Genomic DNA, 16,456 nt, shown 5'->3' with positions numbered 1-16,456 from the left:
GGCCTGCGAACAGGTTTAACACTAAATAGAGGCCGATAACATATTCTTTGTAGAAAAGCAACAATTAATACTGCGATAAAAAAGCACTGAAAACTCGCTTCATCATAAAACAACCATCATTTTTGGGTTTTTACTATTCAATAAAAAAATGAGTAAAAAACACTCCACCATTTTTTCTTTTTGACGGGGATTGTGTAACCTTCGGTAAAATCATTTACCCCGTTAAGATATAATGACTTATCTTCTCCATCAGTATCATCAGGGAAAAGTATATCATTTCCAAAAATAGTATATTGGTCTGTAAACCAAAATGGTGAACTTTGGCCTAAATAATTATTATCCGCATCATACAGTACCAAAAAAACATCACCTTCGAAAGCCCATTGAAAAAAAGATACTGGGGTAGTGGGCAGGACATAATAAGCCACAATTTTGTATTTTCCATCTTCACTAATTTTTTCGTGTGTTTTGTTGAAATCTCCAGTGAAGGCTGTTGGTGATAAAATCATCCACAATATAAAAAATGGTGTGAATAATAGACATAATTTCAACCTTTTCATTTTATTCATAGAATCACCAAACGGTCTTTATCTAATGGTGGCAGCCAAAGCAAATCAGAAAAAACTATATAGTCTCCACCAGTGTTATGTTTTTTTTGCCATTTCCTGAAGTCGGAATTAAACACTGGCACAAAGCCGGGAAATATTTCAACTAAAAGTCCAAATGCACCTGATCCGTAGGATGACATATACGAAAGTGTTTCCACTTTATTTAGAATTCGTTCTTTCCCCCAAATGCCTAATGACTCTGGTATATCGATACCAAATTTATGATTATCCAGAAAGTCGTATGTATCTTTAATATAAAACCCTAAAGACTCAATAGTCAGAGTAAGTATATCATTAAGTAGATTGACTGTCCCACGGACGCATACTTTTAAATTACAATTACCAATTGCGCCATACCAATCATTTATCGTATCGAATTTATCGCCAATTATAAGAAAATTAGCCTGAGCTGTCGCATCTAATTCTTTCACATCATCTGAAAACCCAAACTTAATAGTTTCCCCTTCAGAGATATCTAACTTGGATATATGCTTTTTTAATATCTTTCGGCTATTTATGGTGTGCCACGTTGACCTAAGCTCATTAATACCATTTTTAACCTGGGGATACTGATTCGCCCATGCCATTTTAACAATGTTATCATTCACCTTAGATGGAGGGATGCTTCTTGCATCGCAGTTTAAAAGTTCCGTTTTTGATTCTTTATTAAATGAGTAAGCTGGGAAAATACTGAACCAATGCTCCATTAATTTGGGTGCCATTTCCCAGCCCATCTTTCTCATTGCATTGGGAATCATATCAATGTGAAAGAAATCAACACTGACCTTCTTTTCCTGCTGCTCCTGCTCTTTTGTGGTTGTTGTTGATGAAACTGCCATTACCTTGTCCCCGCTCTGATCTGGAAAACATAGACCAGGTTTACGTTTTCTTCTGTATCTGAATTTACTACATGCGTCAGGGCTGAATCCGTTCTTCCTGCCGCTGTACCGGTAGATGTCTGTAATTGATATGCAAACTCAATATTTTCAGATCCTGTTAAGGAATCCAGGACCCTGAAATACGCTGTATTTGGACCACATGATAAATTTGGTAATGGAGCGGGCATTTCAGTCGGACGCTGCTCCAGGGTAATGCTTCCCGCCGCCATCGTCCTTTTCACCTTTCGCAGGTATATTGCTGTCGTGCCGTATTCAACCTTCCCCGCCTCAAGTTTCAGGTAACTGCCGCCACCAATCAGCGTGATACGTTTTTTCCCGGCTAGGGAGATGTCACCCGCCGAGCTCATCGTTAGCTTCTTCTCCGCAAACAGCCGCAGGCTGGCGTTCTGCGCCTGCACCTCCACCGGCCCTTCCCCTGACTTGACGCTCAGTTGACCTGTCCGGGCAAACAGTCCCAGCTTCTCCCCGGTAAGCAGCGTCAGATTGCCCATTGTTCCGGCGCTGATATCGCCCCCGGCGTTAACGGCAACGTTTTTTGTGGCTGTCATTTGCAGATGCTCCCCGCTGGTCAGCGCCATCCCTTCCGGAGCGGACATCAGCAGCACCTCATTGAGAGGCTTCAACCGCTGCTCAAACATCTGTATCTGGCTGTCGACATCCGCCTTCAGCGCCTGCGCCTGTTCTGCCGCCATTTCCAGCTGTTGCAGTTGCTGGTTAAGCCGACCGATTTCCTTCAGTGCGGCATCCATGTCCAGTGCAGCACCCTGCGCTTTCGCCTGCGCATCCGCACTGACAAACAACCCCTTCCCTGCTCTCAGGGTTCCCCACTCATCGGTGCGCAGCTCCGTTCCCTGACCGCGGGCTTTTCCCTGAGCGTCCACCAGGTGACCAGTGTTAAGCTGCGTTTTGCCATATTCCGTCGCGAGCTTGACATGCTCCTCACCGCGCTTATCCTCCATCCGCAGCTTGTTGTTCGCCGGAGTGCGCAGCACGTTGCGGGTGTGGTTGTCGCGGGTCACGGGGTCAGGATGTTCCGAGTCGTGCAGCGCATACGCGATGTACGGCAGGTCGATGTCGCCGTTGCTGTACGCAATCGCCACTTCGGTCCCGTCGGTCAGTGGCGTATGCCAGCCGTACGTCTCTCCGGCATACGGTTTCGCCATCCGCAGCCACAGGTATGCGAATCCCTGTTCTGCATCGTTCCGGTCAAAGTCCAGCCTGACGCGGTAGCGTCCGTGCTCATCCAGATGGGCGTAAATGTCATTTTTCTCACGGCTCTCAATCCGCGCCGGAAGCGTGCCGTGAATTTCCGGGCGCGGGCTATCCGCCGGGCGGAAACAGTAGCGCTCAGTGTAGGGCATTCCCCGGACCGACACATGCAGGCGGGAATCCCGCGCTCCCCGGAAGGTCACCAGCGTGAGGATGACCCCCTCTTTCAGGGCATCAATGACATCGCCCTGCGGCTCCAGCACCTGACCGGGCGCGAGGAGTGAGGCATTGCTGAACAGGTGAATGCGGGCTGATTTATTGAGTTCCCGCTCGTGATGAAGCCGGGCATAAAAGGCACCGGACTCGGTTTCCGGCTCCGGGTCGCTGTCGTCCCCTGCCGTGCGGTACGGCGCGGCGTAGCGGTAGTGCTCGCCCGTCGTCACCGCATTACTGCGCACGCTGACCGTCGCATCCATCGGCGTGGTGGCTGTCCGGTAGTTGTAATCCCGCGTGGCGACGGTGCCGGTGACTACCCTGTGCCAGGTCCGCACATCCCAGACTGACTCCGCCGCACCGTCAAACAGACCCGATGGCTCACGGTACGGCAGGCGCACGTCAAACCGGTAGTTAAGCTGGCTGTCGGCAAAAATGTACGTATCCAGACCGCGCACATCATCCATCTCCGTACGCCAGTAAATCCCCACCTCTGACAGAATGCGCTGGATAAACTGTAAATCCGTCTCCCGCCACTGGGTGATAAGTTCACGCGCCGGATAGCTGCGCTCCAGACGAAACTCAAAGTCCGGCCCTTCCAGCCCGTGCTGACGCAGAACCTGCTCCACCACCTCCGGTACGGACTGGTTCTGGAAAATGCGGCACTGGCGGGTGCGGCTGAGCAGCGCCAGACGGGAGCTCAGCTCCACCCGGTAATGCGACTGGTCGGCGGTGATGGAAAGCCACTCCAGACGGGTGATGATGCCGTGCACCGCCCTGCCGCTGCGCATGCGCAGGGTGGCGTGTTTCATCAGCACCTGTTCCGGGGGAATGTTCGCCTGCACGGAGGTGAACTCAATGTCCCAGCGGAAGGGCTCGCTCAGGGCTTCCCTGCCGCGAAAACGCAGGACATCCGGCTTCACTGTACTGTCATTAATGTCCAGAAAGTATCGGGTCTGTCCGTCAAAAAGCGCTGACCAGTTATCCATACCAGAAACCACGCTAATAGAATGGGTAAAGTGAAAAGTTTACATAATTCAAATTTGTTGTAAATATCTGATCTTTGAGAGGGAAATAACAGTATTGAATATAAATGGAGGAGATAAATAATTAGACCTGCTAAGGATACAAATTATTTATATAATTACTCACGTTTTGCTGGCCGAGTACAGTTTCACCGCTCAGGTCGTCGACACGGAAACGATCTGAAAAGAAGCCTGGCTCAAACATCAGGGATATTGTTTATAAGAGACAGGCTTGTGCAGCGGGAACTCTCTTCTATTTCGCCGCGTTGTTCATCACCGCATTGAATTTATCGACAGGACAGAAGCCGTTGCCATCCACCGGACAGCCCTTCAGCTCCAGCGTCACGCGCTGCGCAGGGGATTGCAGCGACAGTACGCTGGCGTTACGCAGTTGATCTGAACTCTGGTAGACATACTCAATTTTCATCAGCTCCTGATTAGTGTTTTTGTCATGCCAGCGCTGGAAGACAATTTTACCGCCAATCGGGGTTCTTTCCTGCTGGTCGTGCAGCTGATAAGGCCTGAAGTCCAGCGCGGTCAGCAGCGAGGCGATGTTGGAGTCGTGCCCCACCAGCAGGGTGATTTTTGGCGCTTTTGCCTGGTCGGTCACCAGCGCTTTATCAATGTACTTCACCAGCGGTTTAGCCACGTTCTGCGCCACCTCCGTCGACGTAAACAGCGAGTCCTGATAGCCGTTTTTCAGCTTCGACAGCACGCGCCACTGCTGATCGGTTTTGATTTCCCCCCAGGCCACCTGGTCTGTCGGGAATCCTTCGTAATACTGTAGCGTGAACGCATCCACCAGCGAGTTACTCACCTTCAGCGGCCCGGAGACGCCCGGCTCTTTTTCATAATCGGCGCTGAACGTATCTTTCGCCTCCGTCAGGGAGCAGACTTTTTTCTCCTTGCAGGACGGCGAGTCGCTGTAGTTTGTCAGCTGTTCCAGCAGTTTGTAGCTTTCATCCAGCTGCATTTTCTGCCGTTCCGTCTCCATCGCTTTCAGCGCTTTCTCGCGAAACTCAGGGGAGTTATCGGTAATGACCGGATTGAAGGTGGGGTCCATGGTGCCCATTTTTTCCTGGTGATGCACAGGAACATCGCACCCGGGGAACGCGCCGGTGATAAAGAACTGCGCGGTCGCCACGGTGCGCTGGAGGCTGTTGGCGTAGGCATAGACGGTATCCGCTGGCGGGCATTCACCCGTCTTCACCATCCCCTGCTCTGCCAGCCACTCGCGCATATAGTGACCCATATACACTTCCAGTACGCCACCTTTGGTGGTGAGCTGTCCACCCGGGACGTCCCACTCCGGCCACTGCTTCGGCGTGGACTGCTCCAGCACGCTGCCGTTATTGGCAAGCGGCGCGCGCAGGTTGTGGCGGCTCATGATGAGCACCTGTTCCAGCTGATAGCCGTCCGGCGTGTCCTGCGCCTGTGCGCCAAAGGTCACGGAAAGGGTACCTGCCACGGCAACTGCGAGTAGTGCTTTTCTCATCCCTAATTCCTCACACGTTTTTAATGTCGCCCTGAGTGTGACAGATCCGTGACAGGTTTTTCGGGAAGCATTTCTCAAACTGATGATTAACGTGCTTACGGCGTGTGCCGATGAGTTTTATAAAAAAACCATACCCCACCGGAGAATTCGCTGTGAAACGTACCCGCCTTGAAGAGAGCACCTGCCCCGTCGCCCGTTCGCTGGATATTATCGGCGACTGGTGGTCGCTGCTGATTGTTCGCGACGCGCGCTACGGGGTCGCAGTCGATATTCTGGTGGCCAATCTCACCGATGAAGCGGGGATCCGCGCTACGTAAAACAGTAGCCTAACGCTGAAGCTGGTCGCCGTATTCGCTCATCCAGGCGGCCAGCGGCGAGAGTGCGTCCTGAAGGGTTAGCCCCAGCTCGGTGATCTGATACTCCACGCGCGGCGGGATCTCCGGGTAGACCGTTCGCGTCACCAGCCCGCGCTGCTCAAACAGGCGCAGCTGCTTCGTCAGCTCTTTCTGGGTGATGGGGGCAGCGGCACGCAGCAGATCGCCAAAGCGAACGGGCGTATTGAACACAATCAGGCGATAGAGAATGGGGATCGCCCACTTACCGGAAATCAGGTTCACAAACTGCGTCATCGGGCAGGTATACGCCTCAGATTTTTTTTCGCAGCACGCTTCCAGCAGCTCTGCCATTTCACACCTCTTGCCTCGTTAGTATCCATTTGGTACCTGGTTTCCTTTCGATACTAACGTTTCTATAGTGCTTTCTCCAGAGACATTTCAGGAGAAGAACATGGGTCGTTTAACCGATAAGTATACGTTGATTACCGGCGGCACCAGCGGTATCGGTCTCGCCACCGCGCAGGTGTTTATCGCCGAAGGGGCCCGCGTCGCCGTAACCGGACGCAACCCGGATACCCTCGCCGAAGCAGAGCGCATTCTGGGCGATAAGGCCTGGGTGATCCCAACCGACGCAGGCGATATTTCGTCGCAAAAAGCGCTGGCGGAGACCCTCACCGCCCGCTGGCCACGCCTGGATGCGGTCTTTCTCAACGCCGGTGACGTAACGCACGCGCCGCTGGAAGCCTGGCAGGAAGAGGCCTGGGACCGTCTGATGAACATCAACCTGAAGGGACCGTTCTTTTTAATTCAGGCGCTGCTGCCGCTGCTGAATAACCCATCCTCGGTGATCCTCTGCGGCTCCGTGAGCGCGCGCATCGGCCTGCCCACCAGTAGCGCGTATGCCGCGAGCAAGGCCGCCGTGCTGTCGCTGGCGCGTACACTGTCGGCGGAGCTGCTGCCGCGCGGGATCCGCGTCAACGGTCTGAGTCCCGGTCCGGTGGAAACCCCGGCGTTTACGAAAACGGGCTTAAGCGACGAGGCGCTTAACGCGATGATGGCAGAGGTCATTAAGCTGGTGCCGCTGGGCAGAATGGGCTCGACGACCGAGCTGGCAAAAGCCGCACTCTATCTGGCCTCCGACGAGTCGAGCTACACGGTGGGAACGGAACTGCTGGTGGACGGCGGAATGGGGAGCCTGTAATTCAAAAGGCGCTGATGCCGGTGACCGCGCCGACATACAGCGCCGCCCACGCACAGGCGGAAAGCAGGCTGACGGCGTAGACCTTGACGGCGTTCAGCCTGAGCATCCCGGCCGCCAGCGGGACGATGTAACGCAACACCGCCAGGAAGCGCGACGTAAAAAGCACGATGACCCCGTTCTTTTGCAGCTGATGCTGGACCCGCAGGAACTTATTGGCATGCTTTGAGGTGAAGCGCGTGACCATCCGGGTATGCCCCATCAGTTGGCCGATATGGTAATTCAGCACCGAACCCGCCGTTGCCCCCATCACCACGGCGAGCCACGTCAGCGCAGGATGCATGCTCCCCTGGCTGACGGTAATGCCCGCCAGCAGCATCACCGACGCGGGCGGCAGCACGGAGGAGATCAGCACCGTCGATTTGCTCAGCGCCATCACGAATAACAGCACAAACAGATGTGCCGGATATAGCGCAAAATGATTCAGCAGGTTATCAAACCATGTCATTTTCCCCTCCCCCGTTAATAATTTAATTGTCCATTTAAAATGAATAACCTTAAATAAACCCTCAACATTTTATTAATAAGATTTACCTAAACCGTTCTTAAACATTATTTAATTTTCTGAGCACTAAATTTAAACAGGCGTATTATCCCTCTCGTTTTACAACGATCTCGTTATGGCGAGGCTCCTGTACAAATACACGTTATCGCTCTGGTGGGTTCGAGAGAACCGGCACAGGGTAAAACAGGCACTGTCGAATCAAGGCTTTGTCAGTATAACTTCCCTTGTGGGATACGGTGTACAGTGCTGAACCCAGGACGTGGGGATCTCCTTTCCGACATGCCCTGTCTTGCTCGCCCCTGAGAGATTTTATTATTCAAAGGGAATTTACTATGTCTTACGCTATTCACAACCAAAATCTGGCTTTTAATGACAGCGCCATCGCGCAATATATGAATACCGATTTTATCGTTATCGATATTTCATTATGCGTAGCTCTGGCACGCGAGCAGTTCTTTGAAAAATTAAAAGATGATGATATTCCGTCGCATATTTTTATCGAAGATAACGGTCGCCTCGCGGGTTTAATCGCCGTACGCAAATTATTGCAGGCCACGGACACCGTGCAGCCTGTTAAGGGGTTGATGATATCGGATTTTATTCAGCTCAAACCGGAAGATGAGCGGGCGGATGTCGCCGGGCTGCTGGCGCACGCGGGTGCGGATGTAGTGCCGGTGGTGACCCACGGCAAGCTGGTGGGCTGCCTTAACGAGCGTGAAATCGCCCATCTGCTGGAAGATGACGTTACTGAAGATGCCCAGCTTCAGGGGGCGACGCTGCCCCTGGAGAAGCCCTATCTGGAAACCAGCGCCTTCAGCCTGTGGAAAAAACGCTCCGTCTGGCTGCTGCTGCTGTTTGTTGCGGAAGCGTATACCAGTTCGGTGATCCAGCATTTTGAAGAGGCGCTGGAATCTGCCATCGCGCTGGCGTTCTTTATTCCGCTGCTGATTGGCACCGGCGGAAACAGCGGGACGCAGATCACCTCGACGCTGGTGCGCGCCATGGCGCTGGGTGAAGTCCACCTTCGCGATGTGGGTCGCGTGCTGCGCAAAGAGATCAGCACCTCGTTAATGATTGCCGCCACGCTGGGTCTGGCGGGCTGCGTTCGCGCCTGGATGATGGGTATTGGGATGGAAATCACGCTCATCGTCAGCCTGACGCTGGTCTGCATTACACTGTGGAGCGCCATCGTCTCGTCGGTGATCCCGATGGTACTGAAACGCTGCAAAATCGATCCGGCGGTGGTCTCCGCACCGTTTATCGCCACGCTAATCGACGGGACCGGGCTGATTATCTACTTCAAAATCGCGCAGTATACGCTGGGGCTGGAATAACGAAAAAACCCTGCGATATTGCTATCGCAGGGTTTTCGAATTTGGCGGAAGCGTAGAGATTCGAACTCTAGAACCCTTTCGGGTCGCCGGTTTTCAAGACCGGTGCCTTCAACCGCTCGGCCACGCTTCCAAAGTGAGGCGCACTATAAACATCTCTGAGCATGATGTAAAGCACGAAATTGCATAACATTACACGTCTTCCGTCCTCCCCTTCCGTCCCGCTGATTTCTTCGCCATCGACTGGCTAAAATGTAAACATTTATTTTTACATTCATAACGTTTATTAGATTCGCGGGTGGTCATTTAGACTCTTTTTCGCACAACACCCATTAACCGTGGATCACTGCGATAAGAGATTAGCCATGACTTTATTTAACGACGATTATGAATTTTTTATTTATCAGTGATAACTATTACCTTTGCCATGGTGTATCAAGCTCCCTGACATCAACCCATTTGATTCGCGATGACGCGGATATTCACGATCTTGATGGGGTCGATCAGGCGATGGATTTTATCATTGCGATTGAACAGGATAAGTTACGCAATAAAACCATTCGGCAGGTCAAAAAAGTTAAGCGTGATTACATTGTCCTGATGCATGAGATAGAAGCCAACCGCGCAGTGAGAATCGATAATATTATCTATTCGTCGATGCATTTTACTGCTCACCCTTTTCAGCAGCTGATGCGCTTTTACCGGGCGCTCAGGACACACTCCTTTACGCGACGCGAATATGACGTGCTGAAGCTGTTTCATTTGGAAAACCATGAGATCGCGAAAAAGCTGCAACTGTCACAAAAAACGACCAGCACCTACCGCGTGAGGATCCTCGAGAAATTAAATATGCGCTCAAAAAACATTCTGGCGATGACCCGTGTAAAATCGGCGATCGTCGATTAAAAGCTGTAACATATTGCCTTGCCACAAAAAAACCGGGCCGTCACGTTTCGCCCTGAGGGGGTTTGGCTGGCGCGGTATACCAGTTCTCTTTGGTAACCATTACGCTGCCCTCTGGCTGCATAACAAAATTCGGGGACATGATCTGCACGTTAAATTCGTTAAACACATCCTGTATCTGGCTATGCAGTTCATTGCGGGCAACCGCGAGGGACTGTTCGGGCAGCAGACGGACCTGCAATTCGTAAGCGATATACCAGTCCATTAACCCTAACTGGCGTACCAGCGGCGGCTCGGAAAGGTCAATCCCTTTTGCCCGTTTCGCGGCCAGCTCCAGCATGGCATGCACCTGACGCCATGGGGTGTCATAACCGATCGTGACGCTGACCGTCAGATTGAGGCTGCCATCGGGCTGTAGCGCGCTCAGATTGGTGATCTTACCGCTCACCACCACCGCGTTGGGCACGGTAACGACATAATTTTCCCGGGTAATAATTTTGGTCGCCAGCATGCCAATTTCACTGACCTTGCCTTCGTTATCCGCCACCCGAATGACATCGCCTTTGCGCAGAGCGCGGGAGTAAATCAGGACCAGACCGCTCATGGCATGGTTCATCACCCCTGCCGAGCCCAGCGTTAACATCAGGCCAAAGAAGACGCTAATACCTTTAAACGCCAGCGAGTTTGCACCGGGAAGAAACGGCCAGGCGGCGGAGAGAGCAAATAGCCAGACGGCAACGGAAATGAGCTTACGGGTAGCCCCCACGGTTTCCGGATGTACGCCGGGAAGTTGCAGACGACCAGCCTCCACCTGATTGAGCACCATCCTGAGAAGCTTCAGAATAAAAGCGGTAATGAGGAAAATGATCAGCACAATCGTCAGCCCCGGCAAGGCCGAGACAATCGCCAGGGCGATTTGCTGCACCACGCGAAGCGTCCAGTCTCCCAGCGACGTGCCCCACACCCGCGTCCACGGAAACAGACTGAATGCCCAGCTCAGCCAGACGTAAAAGCCGATCAACCCCAGCAGGAACATCAGCAAGGCGTAAAGCCGAATCTCAATGGCGCCAATGTATCGCCGCCAGCTTTGCGGCACCCGGCTGCGATTCTCCACAATACGCCGACGGTAGACGCGCCGGAACCAGCGCCAGGAACGCCACGCGCCATAGCAGAGCAGCAACAGCCCCAGCAGGCCAGCGGCAGTTTTTACCGTAGACAGCGCCAGCCAGCCGGTATCGTATTGATCGCGCAGCGCCATTCTCTGCGCTTCCATGCGCGCCAGCACGCGCTGTGCGGCCTGATCGAGGGTAAGATCGTCGCCTTCGTCCAAATCCCCTTCGGTCAGCAGCATCACAGGTTTACCGTTCATCACTATCAGCCGTCCCTGCTGGTTATAGCGGGTCACGGGGACGATGCTGAGCGGCTCACGCACATCCGCCTCGGTAAAATTGCGCAGGGTGTTGCGGATGCGTAAAACGCGCTCTTCCGGCGTGGTCAGGCCAAATTTCGCCTGTAGCATGACGATGGGCTGATGAAAGATATAGACCGTTCGGGCGCGCTCCTGCTCCGTAGGCGCCTGGCGGGGCTCTGCGGCATACGATGAGAAGGCGCTCAGGGCGGCAAAACAGAACGCAAACGCGAGCAGGATCTTTTTCATCCTTACTACCCCAGGTCAGAAATCTTGTTATTTTTCAGGCAACCCGCGAATGCCAGGTGGGTATGTTGAGAATAGTCCAGCCTTTCGTTTCTGCAACAAGCGACGGTGAGCGTGTTGCTCTCAGTCACAATATATGTATTATGTTATAACATAACAATTTCGGATTGCGTTCTATGTTACTTAAAAATAGGTTATTTCTGGCTTCACTGCTCTCCATGGCGCCTGCCGCTTTCGCCGCAACCACCTGGCCCCTCACGATTGAAAATTGCGGCGTTAAGCAGACCTTTACGCATGCTCCTCAGCGCGTCGTGACCGTGGGTCAGCATGAAACAGAATTACTGCTCGCACTTGGGCTGGAGAAAACGATCGCCGCGACGTCAGTCTGGTTCGGCAAGCTCCCACCCACGCTGGAGGATGCCGGGAAAAACCTCCCCCGGCTTGCGGATAATTCCCCCTCCTTTGAGGCCGTGGTAGGGCAGAAACCTGAACTCGTTCTCGCACAGTATCACTGGCACATTGGTCCGCAGGGAGAAGTGGGAACCCGTGAGCAGTTTGCGTCGCTGGGGATTAATACGTGGATCTCCCCTGCCGACTGCACGGATAAAACGGTAACGGAAACCTCAAACGCAGACGGAGCACGTAGCGCGCCGTTTTCACTGGCGGAAATTACACGGGAAGTGACAGATCTGGCGACGATTTTTGATGTTTCCGCGCGAGGTGAGCAGCTCAATCGTGCGCTGGCGGAGCGTATTAAAAAGGCCCAGGCGCGCGCCTCCGCGAAACCGCTTAGCGTTGTATTCTGGTTCTCCAGCAGCCGTCTGAATGGCGATCCCTGGGTGGCCGGGAATTACGGCGCGCCTGGCTGGATCAGCCGCACGCTGGGGTTGAAGAACATTATTGACTCTCACGACGAATGGCCCGCTGTAACGTGGGAACATATAGCCCGATCGCAGCCGGACGTGATTGTTATCGCCGGGATGTCCCGCAGGCTCTACCCTGCCGATGACGTTGAGGTAAAAAAAGCGTTCTTGCGCAGTGACCCGGTGACAAAGAACATGCCTGCGGTCAGGAACAACCACATCATCGTGGTGCCAGCGATGTCGTTAAACCCTTCATTGCGTAATGTCGATGCGGTTGAGCTTATCAGCGATCGGCTGGCTTCTTTCCAGGATGAACAATGAGTCATTTCGCTTTTGACCGCCGCCAGCAGGGTTTACTGGCAGCCGGTGCCATGGCGCTGCCGCTGATGCTGGTCTTTGCCGCCAGTATCGGTGATATGCCGGTGTCGTATGCCAGTACCGGGAAAGCGATCCTCAACGGACTGGGTTTGACCTCTTATGCGTTGCCGCAAACGGAGGAAGGTATCGTCTGGCAATATCGCATGAGCCGGGCAGTAATGGCCGCGTGCAGCGGCGGCGGCCTGGCGTTGTGCGGGCTGGTGTTGCAGTCGATCCTGCGTAACCCTCTGGCTGAGCCTTATCTGCTGGGGATTTCCGCGGGCGCATCGCTGGGGGCCGTCTGCGTGATGCTTCTCGGCATCGGGGGGAGCGTGATTGGCGTGAGCAGCGGTGCGTTTGTCGGCTCGTGCGCCGCCTTTGCGCTCATCATGGTGATTACAAACGGGATGAGTGAAAGCCCGTCGCGCATTTTACTGGCTGGCATTGCGGGCACCCAGCTCTTCAACGCCATGACCGCGTACGTCGTCAGCACGTCCGCCAATGCCGAGCAGTCCCGTAGCGTCATGTTCTGGCTGCTGGGAAGTCTGAGCGGCGTGCGCTGGCCTGACGCGCTGCTGGCGCTGGCCGTTACGCTTGCGGGTTTACTGGTGGTATTGCTCTTTTCACGGGCGCTGGACACCTTCACCTTCGGGGATGAGGTCTCCACCACGCTGGGGATCCCGGTTACCGCCGTGCGTATTGTCTTATTGCTGACCTGTGCCATTGTTACCGCAACGCTGGTGAGCGCCACGGGCGCAGTGGGGTTTGTCGGGCTGGTCATTCCCCATGTAACGTGCATGCTATGTGGGCCGGGCCATCGTCTATCTATCCCGCTGACGTTTCTTATCGGCGCCCACTTTATGATCCTCGCCGATATCGTCTCACGCACGCTGATTGTGCACCAGGTTCTGCCCATCGGGGTGGTGACTGCGCTGGTAGGCGCCCCCGTCTTTGTGGCGTTGCTTTATCAAAACCGAAAGGAGCATCCATGAATATTACTGTGGCCGGGTTAACCGTAACCCGACAAGCGCAGACGGTGCTTAAGGATATCGATCTCGACCTGCCATCCGGGCAGATTATCGGCCTGTTAGGGCCAAACGGCTCGGGCAAGTCGACGCTGCTGCGCTGTCTCGCCGGGCTGTTTCCACGACTCAGCGAACGCGTGGCGCTTAATGGCACCACGCTCGGCATGATGCCGCTGAAAAAACGCGCGCAGCACATGGCGTTTGTCCCGCAACATGCTGAGGTCGACGGAGAACTGACCGTTGAGGACATTGTCAGACTGGGGCGTACGCCCTACCGGAAAACATTCCAGAAAACCTCGCGCGACGATGAGGCTGCGGTTGAGCAGGCGATTGGCCTGATGCAGTTATGCCGCTTACGCCAGCGGCGATGGCACTCTTTGTCTGGCGGAGAGCGCCAGCGAAGCCAGATAGCCCGCGCGCTGGCCCAGCAGCCGCAGGTGCTGTTGCTCGATGAACCGACAAACCACCTGGACATTCAGCACCAGCTGGAGCTGATGCGGCTCGTTTCACAGCTGCCTCTTACGGTGGTGGTTGCACTGCACGATCTCAATCTTGCGGCCAATTATTGCCAGCGTCTGACCCTCCTGAAGGCCGGGCAGATCGCCGCCACGGGCGCGCCCGAAGCGGTTCTGACGCCGGCAAACATCGAGGACACCTGGTGCGTAAAAGCTCAGGTCTGCAAGGCCGACGCCGGGATCACGATAAGCTACAACATGGTGGCATGACGGAAGACTGGCGCAAAAACAAAAACCCCTGCGATATTGCTATCGCAGGGGTTTCGAATTTGGCGGAAGCGTAGAGATTCGAACTCTAGAACCCTTTCGGGTCGCCGGTTTTCAAGACCGGTGCCTTCAACCGCTCGGCCACGCTTCCTAAGTGAGGCGAACTATAAACACCTCACCGCGCGCTGTAAAGAGTGCGCGCATTCGTTCGCTTTAAAAATAGCCAAAATGCGTTTAATCGGTTGAATAGACGACAGATTGGCCGTTTTGGCAGCATAATATCCACCGCGGATCGTTAGTGCTTTTTGATGTACATATCTTTGGTGTAGTAGTACCCGAGCTTGTCTGGCGTGAACCCCCCTACCCACGGTTTCACCAGGTGCGTGCGCACGTAATGATAGACCGGGATCGCCGGTACATCCCGTCCCAGCAGATCTTCTGCCTGCTGGTAGAATTTACCGCGCTCCTCCGCCGTTTTCGATTTCGCCGCGTTCACCAGTGCCCGATCGTAGTCCGGATTGCTGTACTGAGTGGTGTTTTGGCTGTCCCCGGTACGGAAGTTGTTCAGGAAGGTTGCCGCATCGTCGTAATCGGCAATCCAGGCGTAGCGTACCGCGTCAAAGTTATGGGTGTGCATGGTATCAAGCATGGTTTTCCACTCCTGATTTTGCAGCTTCGCCTCCACGCCGAGGTTCTTCTTCCACATTGAGCTGGCGGCAATGGCAATACGCTGGTGCGATTCCGAAGTGTTATAGAGAAGATTAAAGCTGAGCGGATGGCTGTCGTTAAATCCGGCTTCGGCCAGCAGCTTTTTCGCCTCAGCAATGCGTTTATCCATCGGCCAGCTGGCGTAATCCGGGTTCTGAAGCTTGACGCCGCCAATATCCGGCTGGCTGATCAGCCATGCCGGGCGCTGGCCCTGCCCTAATACTTTCCCGGCGATGATGTCTTTATCCAGGGCCAGGTTCAGCGCCTTGCGCACGCGGGCGTCGTTGAACGGCGGCCGGGTGGTGTTGAACTGATAATAATAGGTGGCAAGCTGCGGTGAAACGTCCAGCTCGCTCCCCAGCGTTTTCTTCAGCTGAGCAAACTGGTTGATCGGCACCGTGTAGACAATGTCGATTTCGCCCGCTTTGTAGCGGTTGACGTCAGCAGCTTCAGAGGAAATGGGCAGATAGGTCACCTTGTTGATGACGGTATGTTCGTTATCCCAATATTTCGGGTTACGCACCGCGACAATGCGTTCGTTAACCACCCACTGTGACAGTTTATAAGCCCCGCTGCTGACGAAGTGCTCCGGTTTGGTCCACTTATCACCGAAACGGCCTACCAGGACTTTATCAATCGGCACCAGAGACGGGTGAGCCAGCATCGCCAGGAAAGCGGCGTTAGGTTGCGTGAGCGTAACTTCCAGCGTGCTGTCATTGATGGCTTTCACCCCCAGCGACTCGGGCGCTTTTTTGCCTTCTGCGATATCAGTGCCGTTGACGATACGCATACTACCGGGATAGCTGGCATACGGAGAGGCGGTTTTCGGGTCGACCAGCCGCTGCCAGCTCCAGACAATATCTTCCGCGGTGATGGGGGTTCCATCGCTCCAGGTAATGCCCGGACGCAGATGGAACGTCCAGACGGTGTTGTCTTTATTTTCCCATTTCTCCGCCAGGCGCGGCTGGATTTCACCTGCCGGAGAGACGCTGACCAGCCCGTCGAATAAATCGCTGATAATATTGAATTCGACATCGCTTTCGACTTTATGCGGGTCGAGCGAGGCGGGTTCACTGCCGTTGTTCCTGACCAGTTCCTGCTTTTCTGCCAGCTGGGTTCCTGCCGGCACGTTAGCCGCCCAGGTTGCCGTGCTGGCGCACAGGATCCCTGCGGTTAACAAAGAGAGTGTAAAGTGCGTGCGTGTTTGTGGTTTCATTTCCTTCGCCTTATTGTCTGTTTTTATGACGATCCGGAAATAACTCTTAGCGGCCTTAGGGAAATAACGCAATATTTTTCAGTGACCTATAAGAGGTTGATCTGAATACGCCCTACAAACCGCACTTCAT

14 protein-coding genes, 2 tRNA genes, 1 pseudogene and 1 riboswitch are annotated in these 16,456 nt (G+C 53.9%); of the genes and pseudogenes, 7 read left to right on the top strand and 10 right to left on the bottom strand.

The window, feature by feature from the left end; translation table 11 throughout:
• Positions 1–137: 137 nt before the first annotated feature.
• The 4 genes from L379_RS24575 to agp form a co-directional block, all read right to left on the bottom strand.
• Entirely contained in the window at positions 138–569 is a 432-nt protein-coding gene (locus L379_RS24575; protein WP_050597034.1) for a DUF6201 family protein, read from the bottom strand.
• On the bottom strand, positions 566–1,447 hold the full coding sequence (locus L379_RS14530; RefSeq protein ID WP_032653182.1) for a DUF6402 family protein: 882 nt from the start codon (positions 1,445–1,447) through the stop codon (positions 566–568). The genes L379_RS24575 and L379_RS14530 overlap by 4 nt, the downstream gene beginning before the upstream one ends.
• Complete coding sequence (locus L379_RS14535) at positions 1,447–3,918, bottom strand: type VI secretion system Vgr family protein (RefSeq protein WP_081754686.1); 2,472 nt, start codon at positions 3,916–3,918, stop codon at positions 1,447–1,449. Before L379_RS14535 ends, L379_RS14530 begins: the two co-directional genes overlap by 1 nt.
• Before the next feature lie 289 nt (positions 3,919–4,207).
• Positions 4,208–5,449 carry a bifunctional glucose-1-phosphatase/inositol phosphatase gene (agp, locus tag L379_RS14540; protein WP_032653180.1) on the bottom strand — a complete coding sequence of 414 codons (1,242 nt, stop codon included), beginning with the start codon at positions 5,447–5,449 and terminating at the stop codon, positions 4,208–4,210.
• Positions 5,450–5,601: 152 nt separating this feature from the next.
• Here agp and L379_RS26270 point away from each other — a divergent pair.
• A pseudogene (locus tag L379_RS26270) lies at positions 5,602–5,709 on the top strand (winged helix-turn-helix transcriptional regulator); the annotation flags it as partial.
• 66 nt (positions 5,710–5,775) lie between these two features.
• On the opposite strand, the gene L379_RS14545 reads toward L379_RS26270, so the two are convergent.
• Positions 5,776–6,135 (bottom strand): winged helix-turn-helix transcriptional regulator, encoded by a 360-nt coding sequence (locus L379_RS14545; protein ID WP_017384779.1) that lies wholly within the window; start codon positions 6,133–6,135, stop codon positions 5,776–5,778.
• A 100-nt stretch (positions 6,136–6,235) separates the two neighbouring features.
• On the opposite strand from L379_RS14545, the gene L379_RS14550 reads away from it, so the two are divergent.
• Entirely contained in the window at positions 6,236–6,985 is a 750-nt protein-coding gene (locus L379_RS14550; RefSeq protein WP_032653176.1) for an SDR family oxidoreductase, read from the top strand.
• Between the two features lies 1 nt (position 6,986).
• Here L379_RS14550 and L379_RS14555 read toward each other — a convergent pair whose 3' ends face one another.
• Positions 6,987–7,490 (bottom strand): DedA family protein, encoded by a 504-nt coding sequence (locus tag L379_RS14555; protein ID WP_015570881.1) that lies wholly within the window; start codon positions 7,488–7,490, stop codon positions 6,987–6,989.
• A gap of 159 nt (positions 7,491–7,649) precedes the next feature.
• A riboswitch (M-box (ykoK) riboswitch) is annotated at positions 7,650–7,819 on the top strand.
• Positions 7,820–7,879: 60 nt separating this feature from the next.
• Between L379_RS14555 and L379_RS14560 the strand changes: the two genes are divergently transcribed.
• On the top strand, positions 7,880–8,881 hold the full coding sequence (locus L379_RS14560; protein ID WP_032653174.1) for a magnesium transporter: 1,002 nt from the start codon (positions 7,880–7,882) through the stop codon (positions 8,879–8,881).
• Between the two features lie 42 nt (positions 8,882–8,923).
• Here the strand turns inward: L379_RS14560 and L379_RS14565 are convergent.
• Positions 8,924–9,011: transfer RNA gene (locus L379_RS14565), tRNA-Ser, on the bottom strand.
• Between the two features lie 254 nt (positions 9,012–9,265).
• Here L379_RS14565 and L379_RS14570 point away from each other — a divergent pair.
• Positions 9,266–9,784, top strand: a complete 519-nt coding sequence (locus tag L379_RS14570; protein WP_003858117.1) for a LuxR C-terminal-related transcriptional regulator — start codon at positions 9,266–9,268, stop codon at positions 9,782–9,784.
• A 40-nt stretch (positions 9,785–9,824) separates the two neighbouring features.
• On the opposite strand, the gene L379_RS14575 is transcribed toward L379_RS14570, so the two are convergent.
• Positions 9,825–11,438, bottom strand: coding sequence for a mechanosensitive ion channel family protein (locus L379_RS14575; protein WP_032653172.1), 1,614 nt, complete (start codon positions 11,436–11,438; stop codon positions 9,825–9,827).
• A 173-nt stretch (positions 11,439–11,611) separates the two neighbouring features.
• On the opposite strand from L379_RS14575, the gene L379_RS14580 reads away from it, so the two are divergent.
• Genes L379_RS14580 through L379_RS14590 form a run of 3 tightly spaced genes read left to right on the top strand, consistent with a single transcriptional unit; the run spans position 11,612 to position 14,405 of the window.
• Positions 11,612–12,619 carry an ABC transporter substrate-binding protein gene (locus L379_RS14580; protein ID WP_032653170.1) on the top strand — a complete coding sequence of 336 codons (1,008 nt, stop codon included), beginning with the start codon at positions 11,612–11,614 and terminating at the stop codon, positions 12,617–12,619.
• On the top strand, positions 12,616–13,647 hold the full coding sequence (locus L379_RS14585; RefSeq protein WP_032653168.1) for a FecCD family ABC transporter permease: 1,032 nt from the start codon (positions 12,616–12,618) through the stop codon (positions 13,645–13,647). The genes L379_RS14580 and L379_RS14585 overlap by 4 nt, the downstream gene beginning before the upstream one ends.
• Positions 13,644–14,405 (top strand): ABC transporter ATP-binding protein, encoded by a 762-nt coding sequence (locus L379_RS14590; RefSeq protein WP_032653167.1) that lies wholly within the window; start codon positions 13,644–13,646, stop codon positions 14,403–14,405. The genes L379_RS14585 and L379_RS14590 overlap by 4 nt, the downstream gene beginning before the upstream one ends.
• Positions 14,406–14,465: 60 nt before the next feature.
• On the opposite strand, the gene L379_RS14595 is transcribed toward L379_RS14590, so the two are convergent.
• Both L379_RS14595 and L379_RS14600 read right to left on the bottom strand, forming a co-directional pair.
• Positions 14,466–14,553: transfer RNA gene (locus L379_RS14595), tRNA-Ser, on the bottom strand.
• A gap of 144 nt (positions 14,554–14,697) precedes the next feature.
• On the bottom strand, positions 14,698–16,326 hold the full coding sequence (locus L379_RS14600) for an ABC transporter substrate-binding protein (RefSeq protein ID WP_032653165.1): 1,629 nt from the start codon (positions 16,324–16,326) through the stop codon (positions 14,698–14,700).
• Positions 16,327–16,456: the final 130 nt, after the last annotated feature.

Origin of the sequence: Enterobacter sp. MGH 33 (assembly GCF_000534535.1) — a bacterium.
Taxonomy (GTDB): domain Bacteria; phylum Pseudomonadota; class Gammaproteobacteria; order Enterobacterales; family Enterobacteriaceae; genus Enterobacter; species Enterobacter hormaechei_C.
Note: the sequence above shows the minus strand (reverse complement) of the source record. Positions and strands in the feature narration are given on the sequence as shown.

What these genes read in the sequence shown, in the direction of transcription:
- L379_RS14530 (WP_032653182.1), bottom strand. Translation starts at nt 1,447, where the DNA reads ATGGCAGTTTCATCAACAACAACCACAAAAGAGCAGGAGCAGCAGGAA.
- L379_RS14580 (WP_032653170.1), top strand. Translation starts at nt 11,612, where the DNA reads ATGTTACTTAAAAATAGGTTATTTCTGGCTTCACTGCTCTCCATGGCG.
- L379_RS14545 (WP_017384779.1), bottom strand. Translation starts at nt 6,135, where the DNA reads ATGGCAGAGCTGCTGGAAGCGTGCTGCGAAAAAAAATCTGAGGCGTAT.
- agp (WP_032653180.1), bottom strand. Translation starts at nt 5,449, where the DNA reads ATGAGAAAAGCACTACTCGCAGTTGCCGTGGCAGGTACCCTTTCCGTG.
- L379_RS14570 (WP_003858117.1), top strand. Translation starts at nt 9,266, where the DNA reads ATGAATTTTTTATTTATCAGTGATAACTATTACCTTTGCCATGGTGTA.
- L379_RS14575 (WP_032653172.1), bottom strand. Translation starts at nt 11,438, where the DNA reads ATGAAAAAGATCCTGCTCGCGTTTGCGTTCTGTTTTGCCGCCCTGAGC.
- L379_RS24575 (WP_050597034.1), bottom strand. Translation starts at nt 569, where the DNA reads ATGAATAAAATGAAAAGGTTGAAATTATGTCTATTATTCACACCATTT.
- L379_RS14600 (WP_032653165.1), bottom strand. Translation starts at nt 16,326, where the DNA reads ATGAAACCACAAACACGCACGCACTTTACACTCTCTTTGTTAACCGCA.
- L379_RS14550 (WP_032653176.1), top strand. Translation starts at nt 6,236, where the DNA reads ATGGGTCGTTTAACCGATAAGTATACGTTGATTACCGGCGGCACCAGC.
- L379_RS14585 (WP_032653168.1), top strand. Translation starts at nt 12,616, where the DNA reads ATGAGTCATTTCGCTTTTGACCGCCGCCAGCAGGGTTTACTGGCAGCC.
- L379_RS14535 (WP_081754686.1), bottom strand. Translation starts at nt 3,918, where the DNA reads ATGGATAACTGGTCAGCGCTTTTTGACGGACAGACCCGATACTTTCTG.
- L379_RS14590 (WP_032653167.1), top strand. Translation starts at nt 13,644, where the DNA reads ATGAATATTACTGTGGCCGGGTTAACCGTAACCCGACAAGCGCAGACG.
- L379_RS14560 (WP_032653174.1), top strand. Translation starts at nt 7,880, where the DNA reads ATGTCTTACGCTATTCACAACCAAAATCTGGCTTTTAATGACAGCGCC.
- L379_RS14555 (WP_015570881.1), bottom strand. Translation starts at nt 7,490, where the DNA reads ATGACATGGTTTGATAACCTGCTGAATCATTTTGCGCTATATCCGGCA.